Annotated in this window: 11 protein-coding genes; 7 read left to right on the forward strand and 4 right to left on the reverse strand. The window is 34.9% G+C overall.

Annotation, left to right across the window (positions count from 1 at the left end):
* The first annotated feature begins 9 nt into the window (after nucleotides 1-9).
* The 4 genes from RTL21_RS17115 (at nucleotide 10) to RTL21_RS17130 (ending at nucleotide 3,640) form a co-directional block, all read left to right on the forward strand.
* Nucleotides 10-918 carry a sensor histidine kinase gene (locus tag RTL21_RS17115; RefSeq protein WP_312097542.1) on the forward strand — a complete coding sequence of 303 codons (909 nt, stop codon included), beginning with the start codon at nucleotides 10-12 and terminating at the stop codon, nucleotides 916-918.
* A gap of 189 nt (nucleotides 919-1,107) precedes the next feature.
* On the forward strand, nucleotides 1,108-1,602 hold the full coding sequence (locus RTL21_RS17120) for a PH domain-containing protein (RefSeq protein WP_312097544.1): 495 nt from the start codon (nucleotides 1,108-1,110) through the stop codon (nucleotides 1,600-1,602).
* On the forward strand, nucleotides 1,602-3,107 hold the full coding sequence (locus tag RTL21_RS17125) for a PH domain-containing protein (RefSeq protein WP_312097545.1): 1,506 nt from the start codon (nucleotides 1,602-1,604) through the stop codon (nucleotides 3,105-3,107). Before RTL21_RS17120 ends, RTL21_RS17125 begins: the two co-directional genes overlap by 1 nt.
* Nucleotides 3,108-3,199: 92 nt before the next feature.
* On the forward strand, nucleotides 3,200-3,640 hold the full coding sequence (locus RTL21_RS17130) for a DUF2521 family protein (RefSeq protein WP_312097546.1): 441 nt from the start codon (nucleotides 3,200-3,202) through the stop codon (nucleotides 3,638-3,640).
* A gap of 38 nt (nucleotides 3,641-3,678) precedes the next feature.
* On the opposite strand, the gene RTL21_RS17135 is transcribed toward RTL21_RS17130, so the two are convergent.
* Both RTL21_RS17135 and RTL21_RS17140 read right to left on the reverse strand, forming a co-directional pair.
* Nucleotides 3,679-4,290, reverse strand: a complete 612-nt coding sequence (locus tag RTL21_RS17135; RefSeq protein ID WP_312097547.1) for a TetR/AcrR family transcriptional regulator — start codon at nucleotides 4,288-4,290, stop codon at nucleotides 3,679-3,681.
* Nucleotides 4,244-5,521 carry an MFS transporter gene (locus RTL21_RS17140; protein WP_312097549.1) on the reverse strand — a complete coding sequence of 426 codons (1,278 nt, stop codon included), beginning with the start codon at nucleotides 5,519-5,521 and terminating at the stop codon, nucleotides 4,244-4,246. The genes RTL21_RS17135 and RTL21_RS17140 overlap by 47 nt, the downstream gene beginning before the upstream one ends.
* Before the next feature lie 220 nt (nucleotides 5,522-5,741).
* On the opposite strand from RTL21_RS17140, the gene cwlD reads away from it, so the two are divergent.
* Together cwlD and RTL21_RS17150 are read left to right on the forward strand one after the other, a co-directional pair.
* On the forward strand, nucleotides 5,742-6,461 hold the full coding sequence (cwlD, locus tag RTL21_RS17145; RefSeq protein ID WP_312097551.1) for an N-acetylmuramoyl-L-alanine amidase CwlD: 720 nt from the start codon (nucleotides 5,742-5,744) through the stop codon (nucleotides 6,459-6,461).
* A 147-nt stretch (nucleotides 6,462-6,608) separates the two neighbouring features.
* A complete protein-coding gene (locus tag RTL21_RS17150; RefSeq protein ID WP_312097552.1) occupies nucleotides 6,609-7,664 on the forward strand; it encodes an Mrp/NBP35 family ATP-binding protein in 1,056 nt (351 codons plus the stop codon).
* A gap of 64 nt (nucleotides 7,665-7,728) precedes the next feature.
* Here RTL21_RS17150 and gerD read toward each other — a convergent pair whose 3' ends face one another.
* A complete protein-coding gene (gene gerD, locus RTL21_RS17155) occupies nucleotides 7,729-8,304 on the reverse strand; it encodes a spore germination lipoprotein GerD (protein ID WP_312097560.1) in 576 nt (191 codons plus the stop codon).
* Between the two features lie 182 nt (nucleotides 8,305-8,486).
* Nucleotides 8,487-9,236 (reverse strand): polysaccharide deacetylase family sporulation protein PdaB, encoded by a 750-nt coding sequence (gene pdaB / locus RTL21_RS17160; RefSeq protein ID WP_312097554.1) that lies wholly within the window; start codon nucleotides 9,234-9,236, stop codon nucleotides 8,487-8,489.
* Between the two features lie 143 nt (nucleotides 9,237-9,379).
* On the opposite strand from pdaB, the gene RTL21_RS17165 reads away from it, so the two are divergent.
* On the forward strand, nucleotides 9,380-9,613 hold the full coding sequence (locus tag RTL21_RS17165; RefSeq protein ID WP_312097555.1) for a hypothetical protein: 234 nt from the start codon (nucleotides 9,380-9,382) through the stop codon (nucleotides 9,611-9,613).
* Nucleotides 9,614-9,823: the final 210 nt, after the last annotated feature.

Below are 9,823 nucleotides of genomic sequence, written 5' to 3' on the forward strand. Positions count from 1 at the left end.
GTGAATGTTATGTGGGGATGGATATGTTTCTTACTAGCATTAGCGCTTCTTTTTTATCTTTATTTCTTAAAACGAGAACTGCGAAAATTGAAACAGGAGGTCAAGGATCTTCCGACTCGTGCCAGTTTTGGTAGTAGACTATCTCTTGATTTTCGCGAGAAGACTTTGTTAGAACTAGTGGATGAATTGAATCTTATGATTAATGGTTTTGAAGATAAAAATCGTCAAGCGAAAGAGATGGAAGAGAATGTGAAGGTATCCATCGCAGGTCTTTCACACGACTTACGGACACCGCTCACCTCCATCAATGGCTATGTGCAACTCTTAAATGTGACCAACGATGAGAAGCGGAGGACACACTATCTGACTATTATCGAGCAGTCTGTAAAACGACTGATTGAAATGACGGAACATTTTTATGACGTAGCACGTATCGAAACTAACCAAAAAGAACTAGTATTAGCTTCTATTTCTCTATCTAATTTAGTGGAAGAAATCTTCTTATCCTTTTATGAGCAATTGGAGGAAAATAAAATTGAACTCGAATTTCCTGAGGAAATATCGGATAGAAAAATTATTGCTGACAAATTAATGCTTACTCGCGTCCTGCAAAATACCGTTCAAAATATCCTTCGATATGCCGAAAGTAAAGCTATTATCAGCTATGCTATGGATAAAGACTTTCTTGTTTTAACCATCAAAAATGACATTAAGCGAGATAGTAAAGTTGCAATAGAGAAAGTTTTTATGCGTTTCTATACAGAAGTCAGTAGTAGAACCAATGCGGAAGCGAGTGGGTTAGGGCTTTATCTTTCTAAAAAGTTAATTGAAAAAATGAAAGGGAAAATGAAAGCGGAGCTGGACGGAAATTGGTTTACGCTGAAAATCCATCTACCTATTAATCGAATTCAAGCTTAATTGATTAGTGTATATAAGATTTTTTGGTAACCTTGCAATACTTTCATCTTTCTAGACTCTCAAATATTGATTTTAATAATGGTTTTAACTCTATTATCATTCAAGAGTTAAGCCATTTTTCTTTGCCTTTAAAGAAACCTTTTTGATTTCACTACGTATATAAGTGGACTGTTTAAGGAGTGTGTTGAAGTGTATTTTTCTATCCCAGAACCAACAAAAAAAGTATCCAAAGAGGTTGTTAAGGTATGGCGTATATCGGAAGCAATATCCAATAGTGTCATTCTTGCTGTCCTTATTGTTTGTTATTACCTCGATTTTTATTTTTCATGGAAGACTTGGATTGGTCTCGTAATCGTTTGCCTTATCGGATTAACGTTTCTTGCTGCTTTATGGGGGATTTTTATTGAACCGCCATTAAAACAAAAGTATTGGCGATACGACGTAAGTGAGGAGTTTATTCAGCTTAAGTGGGGTGTGATGGTTGAGAATCATCAGTTAGTTCCGATGACGAAAGTACAGTCGGTTGAATTAACGCAAGGACCATTGCAAAGAAAATATCAGTTATATTCCATAAAGGTAGGAACGATGGGTACCTCGCATGAAATTCCTGCTATTCCAAAAGAAGAGGCATATCGTTTACGAGATCAAATTGCTTATTTTGCAAAGATTAAGGAAGTGGAGTAATGAAAGGAGTAAAGAAAAGACAGCATCCGATAAAAATAGTCTTTGATATAGTCGGATTTATTAAAAGTCATTTTTTTTTATTTATTATTTTATTTGTGACTCATTTTGGTTCGGAAAAAATGTATATGAAGGTATTTCAGTTTCTTTTTCTTACATATGCTGTTTGGCAGCTCCTTAGCTTTTTGGTGCAGTGGTTTATGAATACATATACGGTGGAAGAGGAAGTCTTACATATCAAGTCTGGAATTTTTACAAAGTCAGAACGAGTTATTCCTTTTTATAAAGTTCAGAATATCCATAGGCATACATCATTTTTTCATAAAGGGTTACAACTAACTTCATTAACTTTAGAAACAGGTGAGACTGGAGACTCAAGTTCTATTCAATTGGCTGTTATTCGAAAGAAAGAGGCAGATTGGCTAGAGACTTATATATCGCAGTTAGAAAATGATTCCTTTATGAATGGAGAAGAAGCTAGAATAGCGGTAGGAAAGGATAGAACGATTCATTTCCGTGCAACAAAAAGAGACTTAGTAAAGGCATCTTTTACTTCTTTGAGCTTCTTGGCATTAGTTCCATTATTATTTTCTTTTTTCTCTCATATAGAGTCAGTTTTTAAAATGGAAGTAGAAACAAATGAGGTTCTTACTTATATTTTGAGACATGTCTGGGTTATTTCAGGAGTAATTATAGTTCTTATTAGCTTGGCAATGCTCTTTGGAATTGGTCGTACTTTCTGGAAATATGGCCGTTTTGAAATAACCTCTGATAAGGATAAGATTTATATTAAAAAAGGGTTAATTTCAGAAACTTCCTTTTCCATCCAGAAAGAGAAGGTGCAAGCAGTTAAAATTATTCAATATCCAATACAAAGACTTTTAAAAATAGCAGAGGTAAAATTGGTAAGTACTGGTGATATAGGAAACGAGGAAATGGAAGTGAATTCTTTATTTCCATATCTGCCAGTGGAACAAGCATATGAAATCATTGAAGAATTATTACCAACTTATCATTTGAAGAGACATATGAAGAAATTGCCAAGAAAAGCTCTATATGCCCGAATGATTAGACCAAGTTATTTTGGAATTATTGCAACAATAGGTCTTTTATATTGGAAGCCAACACTGTGGTATATGGCTGTTTTGTTGTTTATATGGATTTATCTATTGAGAGTCTTGGATTATCTAAACAGCTCGTATATCCAAAATGAGTCGTTTATTCAAGTGAAAAAAGGAAGTCTGCAATCGACATTAATTTTGACGAAGAGAGCAAAGATAATGGAGATTAAGGTGCAGAGATCCCGATTACAAAAGCATTTTGGACTTGCTTCTATTGATTTTATAAATCGCTCTCAACCAATTGAACAAACCGACATAAGCGATATTCCAGCATCAGATGCAAGTGATTTTTATCATTGGTACAATAGAAGGATGTATGATATACAAATAGAAACTCATTTGCAGAATATCGACAACGATGAAAATGGTAAGAAAACACTCAAATAGCAACTATTCTTTTAATTGGATAGCAAAAGGTTTGTTGGGCTAGTATGGACACTTCCTGTTGGTTGAAAAATAACAACAAGAGGTGAAATTATTTGGCAGTCATTACAAGCTTTGATATAAAAAAACGAGAAAAACAAATAAAATACGAAAGAGCCGTTCTTAAGGAAATATCCATTAAAGAGTTAAAGGAAAAGGTAGCACGCTATTTTGGTACTTCTAACCTGAGTTCCAGTGTGTTAATGAATGAAGGGATAGAAGAGGCCTGTTATGATGTCGCGATTGAAGCTTTTCTGTTAGGAGCAAATTACAGTAAATTTAGTGAATATGGTGAAGATATTCAAGCTATAAAAAATAGATGTAAGGAAGAGGATAATCATTTAAAGGAAACACTTTTCCACTTTCTCCTTTATTGGGGAAGTGAGGAAAGCAATAAAAATGAATCGCTTTACTACCTTTGTGAACAATTCGTGGATGAATGGTGGTTAGAAGGAGTTCAGAAAGCAAATAAAAGAAGAAAGCTTAGGCTTCATTAAAGGTGGCAGTACTGCCACCTTTTATCTTATGGTGGTTATTATTTTAAAAGCATTTTCAGATACTCTACAAAAAGCGTGGATTGTTCTTTAAGATTTACTTCTTTAGGTGGGAGTATAGCATAATCAAGTGCAAGCCCATCAGTAAACGTAATAATGGATTGCGCGATAGTTTTACTATTATAGGTTTGACTAAATTCTCCCTTATTCTGTCCTGCTTTAATAATTTCTTCATAAAGCTTCAAGGCAAGCTCATATCTTTTTTTTGCGTATTCTCTTCTCCTAATATCATTCCTTCCTGTAACAAAAAACTCTAAAATACTCGGTGCTAAAGGATTGATTTCATTTTCCGATGCAGGATTTTCGTCCAAAATATAGGATAAAAGTAACTGCCAATAAGATTCTATTTCTGTGTGTAGTAGTTGTTCCAAATTTATTACTTCTGAAGATAGGTTTTCGGCTAAAATGGCTTCGAATATGTCTTCTTTATTGGAGAAATATTGGTATAATCCACCTCTGCTAACATCGGCTTCCTCCATTACGTGCCTCATTGTCGTTTTTTCATATCCATGTTCTATAAAGACATTCTTAGCTGCTTTAAGGATATTAGCTCGTCGCTGTTCCAGATGCTTTTGACTGACTTTTGGAGTCAATTTTCTCCCCCCAATCTAATCTATTTCTAGTTACCCATCCTATAATAGCTGCCAAAATTAATAAGCATGCACTTATCAGAAATGTTATATAGACTCCTAAAATAGTGGATAGCCATCCTCCAAGCAAGGGACCGATAATAGTGGCAGTAGTCGTAACACTATTAATGACACCAAAGACTCTTCCTGTAAGTTGCACTGGCGTAATGGCTTGAATGTATGCTTGGTAGGGAACTAAAACATACGTCGCAGTGAATCCACCAAGAAACCCGAATGCTGGACCCCATAGATTCGGATGGCTAACGTTGAAATAAGTGAATAAAGACATCATACCAAAACTAATCCCAATTCCACAAACACCAAAAAGCATAGATAAAAAAGGTTGATAATCTGTTTTTTTAGCAAGAATATAGCCAGATAAAAACATCCCTGTTCCAGATGCTGTTACAATATAGCCAAATAAATTACCGGAGGCTAGTTCAAGCTCTCTTATTAGAATGATGATTTGTGAATCTGCCAGTTGTAAGATAAGGAGGCTAAGACCTAAAAAGATCATTCCTGTTAACATGAAAAGATTGGATGTAATGAATTTTATCCCTATCGCTAAATCTTTCCTAAAAGAAGTTTTAATACCCTTTTTTATTTCAGTAGTGAAAGTAGTTACACGAGACTTTTCCTTTGGAAGGAATACGAGTAACAATGCGGAAAAAAGAAAGGATAAAGAATCGAGATAGAAAATGGTTTTTACCTCTAAAAATGAAACGAACATCCCACTTAATAATGGTCCTAATATTTTGGTGCCAGAATCAATCATTGCTGTAATGGAAATAGCACTTTTTATATGCTGATTATCTACTAGCTCTTTTAATTTCCCATTTTTTGAAGGGATAAAGATAGTGGATATGGTTCCAATTGCCAATAAGCAGATATAGACGGTTAGGATACTGTTTGCGGTAGCCAATAATAGAATCAGCGCTGCTCGAATAAGGTCGGATAAAATCATTAATAGCTTGCGATTAAAACGATCAGCAAAAGCACCAGCTATAGGACCAAGAAAGACCATGGGTAAGGCAAGACATAGCATAATAAGAGATACTTCGATTGGAGTGGCATTCCATTTTAGTCCAATCATTGTCATGATAGCTATAATACTTAACCAATCACCTAGACCTGAAATAATCTGAGCTGCTATAAGGCTCTTAAATCCATTCGTTTTTAATAATCCAGAAAGCATAAAAATTCCTCCTTTTTAAAATGACACCAATGTCGTTTATGTATGTATTATAACGACATTGGTGTCGTTTAATCAATACCTATAATGAAAAATAGGGGTTTTTTGTAGATAATAAGGTCGAAGTAATCGAGGAAGCAAAAGGACTTGCTGTTCTAAAATTTCTTGTTCCCCCATATAGTAAGAATAAGGACGGGCATAGATAGGGGGAATGAGGGAGACTGTGAGTAAAAAATGGAAGATAAGCATATATATCATGGGATTAGCACTCCTTTTCTTTATTTTGCAATTTGATTTTTCAAATGATGATTCATGGGACGCCTGGAATTTGCCATTGACCGGAAAAGTGATCATTATCGATCCGGGACATGGAGGACCAGATGGTGGTGCAGGGGATAGTGAAGTATTGGAAAAGGATATTGCATTAAAGGTTTCCTTAAAGATTCGTGATTATTTACAAGAACAAGGTGCCTTAGTCATTATGACGAGGGAAGTAGATAAGGATTTAGCGAGTGAGAGTACGAAAGGGTATCGCAATAGAAAAGTGGAGGATTTAAAAGAAAGAATCAATATCATCAATAAATCGGATGCAGATTTATTTTTGAGTGTTCATTTAAATGCTATTCCTTCATCGAAATGGAGTGGAGCGCAAACCTTTTATTCAGCGCAGTTGGAGGGAAACGCCAGAGCGGCCAAGTTTATTCAAGATGAATTGATTGATAATTTAGAAAATACTACCCGTAAGGCGAAACCGCTGGAGAGTGTATACATACTTAAATATGCGGAGAAACCAGGAGTACTAGTAGAGGTGGGTTTCTTATCAAATCCACAAGAAAAGGCCAATCTTATGAATGAAGATTATCAGGAAAAAATTGCAGCATCTATTTATAAAGGAGTTAATCGCTACTTTACGAATGAAGAGGAAATAGAAGTAGAAGAATAGAGACGAGTGATGTCTCTATTCTTATTTGTGAGTATTCATCATATTCCCGGGAAATAAATCACTTTCTCGACCGTTCGAATTTTCAGAATGTAAACGATATCTATTTTTATGCTATACTATTAGTAAAACAGGAAAGGGGATTGTGTCATGATAACGAAAGAAGAAATCGAGAAGATAGTGGAGAATATGATCGATCCTTTTTTACATAAATCATTGCTTGAATTAAGCGCAGTGAAAGATGTTAAATGGAATGAAGAAAAAGGACATGCGAGTTTAAAGGTAGCTGTTGCAAAGCTTGGTTCTGCTTATCAGATTGAGTTGCAAAATGAAATCGTAAGTACGCTTAAAGAAAAGGGAGTACAAAGTGTAGGTTTACGATTTACTGAATTATCAAGTGCCCTTGTGGCAGAAATGAAAAATGAAACAGAATCTATGGAGAAGAAGCCAATATATGTTGCCGTGGCTAGTGGAAAAGGTGGAGTTGGGAAGTCAACTGTTTCTGTGAATTTGGCTGTTTCTTTAGCTAGACTAGGTAAAAAAGTTGGATTATTGGATGCAGATATTTATGGTTTCAGTGTACCAGATATGATGGGTATAACGAAAAGACCAGAAGTTATAAATGAAAGAATTATTCCAGTCGAAAGATTTGGAGTGAAAGTTATTTCGATGGGATTCTTTGTAGAAGATAATACACCAATTATATGGAGAGGTCCTATGCTTGGCAAAATGCTGACAAGCTTTATGGAAGAAGTAGAATGGGGAGAGCTTGATTATCTATTATTAGATTTGCCTCCAGGTACAGGAGACGTTGCGCTTGATGTACACACGATGCTTCCTACAAGTAAGGAAATTATCGTCACTACTCCACATCCAACTGCAGCCTTTGTCGCAGCCCGTGCTGGTGCAATGGCGTTAAAAACAGAACATGAAATTCTAGGTGTTATTGAAAATATGTCGTATTTTGAAAGTAGCTTAACAGGGGAAAAAGAATATGTATTTGGCAAAGGTGGAGGCAAGAAATTAGCCAATGATTTAGAAGTTCCCATGCTAGGAGAGCTACCCTTAGGACAGCCAGATTGGAATGAAGAGGACTTTGCACCATCTGTATATCAAGAAACGCATCCTATTGGCGGGAGATATAAAGAAATTGCTGAACAAATTATAGATGTGTTAGAAAAGACAGGAGATAAAGTAGAAAGCTAAAACTAATTGATAGTCAAAAGGTACCTCCCAAAGGAGAACAAATTCTTTTGGAAGGTACCTTTTTTTATATTTTTTGTTTCTCAGACATTAAAGAAGAAGAGGCCTCTTTGGCAGCTTTATCGAGCATTTCTTTAAACTTGGACTTGAACTCAGGTGTTTCCATCGTTTCTTGGAGTATTTGTTCAATATGCTCTCTGTATTCCGTGCTTTTCAGAATGTTTTTCATTTCCGTTTCTAACGAAGGGTCTTGCAAAAGCTCGACCATCATTTTTCGGTATCCAGGATCTTTCATTAAATCTTTTATTAATTTTTCATTTTCTGTTTTCATGCTTTTTGCCATTGTTTCAGCAAACTCAGGGTCTTTAAATTTTTTCTGCCAAAAGTCAGCCGCTTTGTCGGAAACCAGCGTTTTTTCGATCGTACTTGTTACTGCTTTTTCATTCATAACTATATTTTGTTTTATTTCTTCGTCATCCATTACTTCGCGTATCGCTTTTTTTCCATCATCGGTTTTTAATATATCTACAACCATTTTCTTTGTTTGGTCATAGTCCATTTGCTGAGAACTTTCACTATCTGAACATCCACTTAATAAAGAAATGACTAGTAGGAGGATAATCCCCTCTTTCGTTAAAGATATCTATTAAGTAGAATGGGTTCTTTTTGATTTTTTATTCCTAAAGTAAAGGAAAAGATATTGGTATAAGGAAAAGAAAAAAGCTGTTCCTAAGAAAGGATTAATCGACCCTTTAGAGTAACTAGCTTAATGGAGCCTAGTTACAACAATCGTTTAATTTCTTTTAGGAAACAGCTTAACATTATTTAATGTACTTCTTTTGACTTAGATTCAGCATTAGAAATCATTTCTGAAACGGTAATAAACTTTAAATTCTTTTTCTGTAATTTCTTTATGGTTTCTGGCAGAGCTTTTGCTGTTTGTTTAGCTGAATCAGATGCGTGTAATAATACAATATCGCCTTTTTTAGCAGCTGTTACTTTTTTTATGATTTGTTCTGAACCAGGATTGGTCCAATCCTTTGAGTCGATGCTCCAATGAACTAACGTATAATTATATTGATCAGCAATGGTTAAAGTAGCTTGATTGAAATGGCCAGTTGGAGCTCGGGCAAGAACAATATTATCGATCTTTAATTTCTCAAATGCAGTTTTTGCCTTAGATAGATCTTGCCGTATCTTTTCTTCTTTTACTTCTGAGTAATCAACATAGTCATAGCCTAAAATTCCAATCTCATGCCCTTCTTTTACCATTCTGTTCACCAAATCAGGATGTCTTTCTGCCCATGATCCAGCAAGGAAAAACGTTGCGTTCACTTTCTCTTCTTTTAAAATATCAAGAATAGGTTCTGCTTTTTTGTCCCCCCATCCAATGTTGAAGGTGAGAGCGACTCCTTTTTCCCCTTTATACACAGCCTTTGGACCATCCTTAGATGAAAACACGGGGATTTGGACAATGTTTTCGACATATAAAAACCAGGCTGTAAAGAAGGATACTACAAGAATCAATGCAAACTGCTTTACGGATTTACTATTAAGAACATAAAAAAAATTCATCTGTTTGTCACCTCGTCCACTTTACTGCTCGTCTTATTCTTATGTATCAAGAGGAAAAATAATGACAAAAGCTTTTATAAAAAAAGGAAAACTAGTACATAATACAGAGACTAAAATAAGGTTATGCATCAGGAGGGATGGCCATGATAGGTTTACTATTAAATAAACAAGAAGTAAAAGAAGTGGAATATCTAATAAAAAGAGAATTAGATGAAATATTACTGGACTTAGGTGATAAAAGAATTGATCTCTCTGTAAAAAAAGCAATGATGGAAAGATATAAGAATTTATTTGCGTTGCTAAAAAGAGTGGCAACTCCAAACGATTGTTTAGCTTATATCTTTCCGGGTAATAAGATACTAGATGAAAAAATATAAAATGTGTAAAAAAATAGTTGACGAAATTTAATAATCTTGTTATATTAGTAAACGTCACTTCGACATGAGAGAAAACAACGAAAAATAAAATTAAAAAGTTGTTGACTCGTAAGAAAGAATGTGTTAAATTAATAAAGTCGCTTCTTGAGTGACTGACTAAATTGCTCTTTGAAAACTGAACAAACAAACGTCAACAATAATCGTTTTATA

Origin of the sequence: Niallia sp. (assembly GCF_031978665.1) — a bacterium.
Lineage (GTDB): Bacteria > Bacillota > Bacilli > Bacillales > Cytobacillaceae > Niallia.

Coding starts and splice junctions, on each gene's coding strand:
- RTL21_RS17115 (WP_312097542.1), top strand. CDS start 10: ATGTGGGGATGGATATGTTTCTTACTAGCATTAGCGCTTCTTTTTTAT.
- RTL21_RS17125 (WP_312097545.1), top strand. CDS start 1,602: ATGAAAGGAGTAAAGAAAAGACAGCATCCGATAAAAATAGTCTTTGAT.
- RTL21_RS17140 (WP_312097549.1), bottom strand. CDS start 5,521: ATGCTTTCTGGATTATTAAAAACGAATGGATTTAAGAGCCTTATAGCA.
- RTL21_RS17150 (WP_312097552.1), top strand. CDS start 6,609: ATGATAACGAAAGAAGAAATCGAGAAGATAGTGGAGAATATGATCGAT.
- pdaB (WP_312097554.1), bottom strand. CDS start 9,236: ATGAATTTTTTTTATGTTCTTAATAGTAAATCCGTAAAGCAGTTTGCA.
- RTL21_RS17165 (WP_312097555.1), top strand. CDS start 9,380: ATGATAGGTTTACTATTAAATAAACAAGAAGTAAAAGAAGTGGAATAT.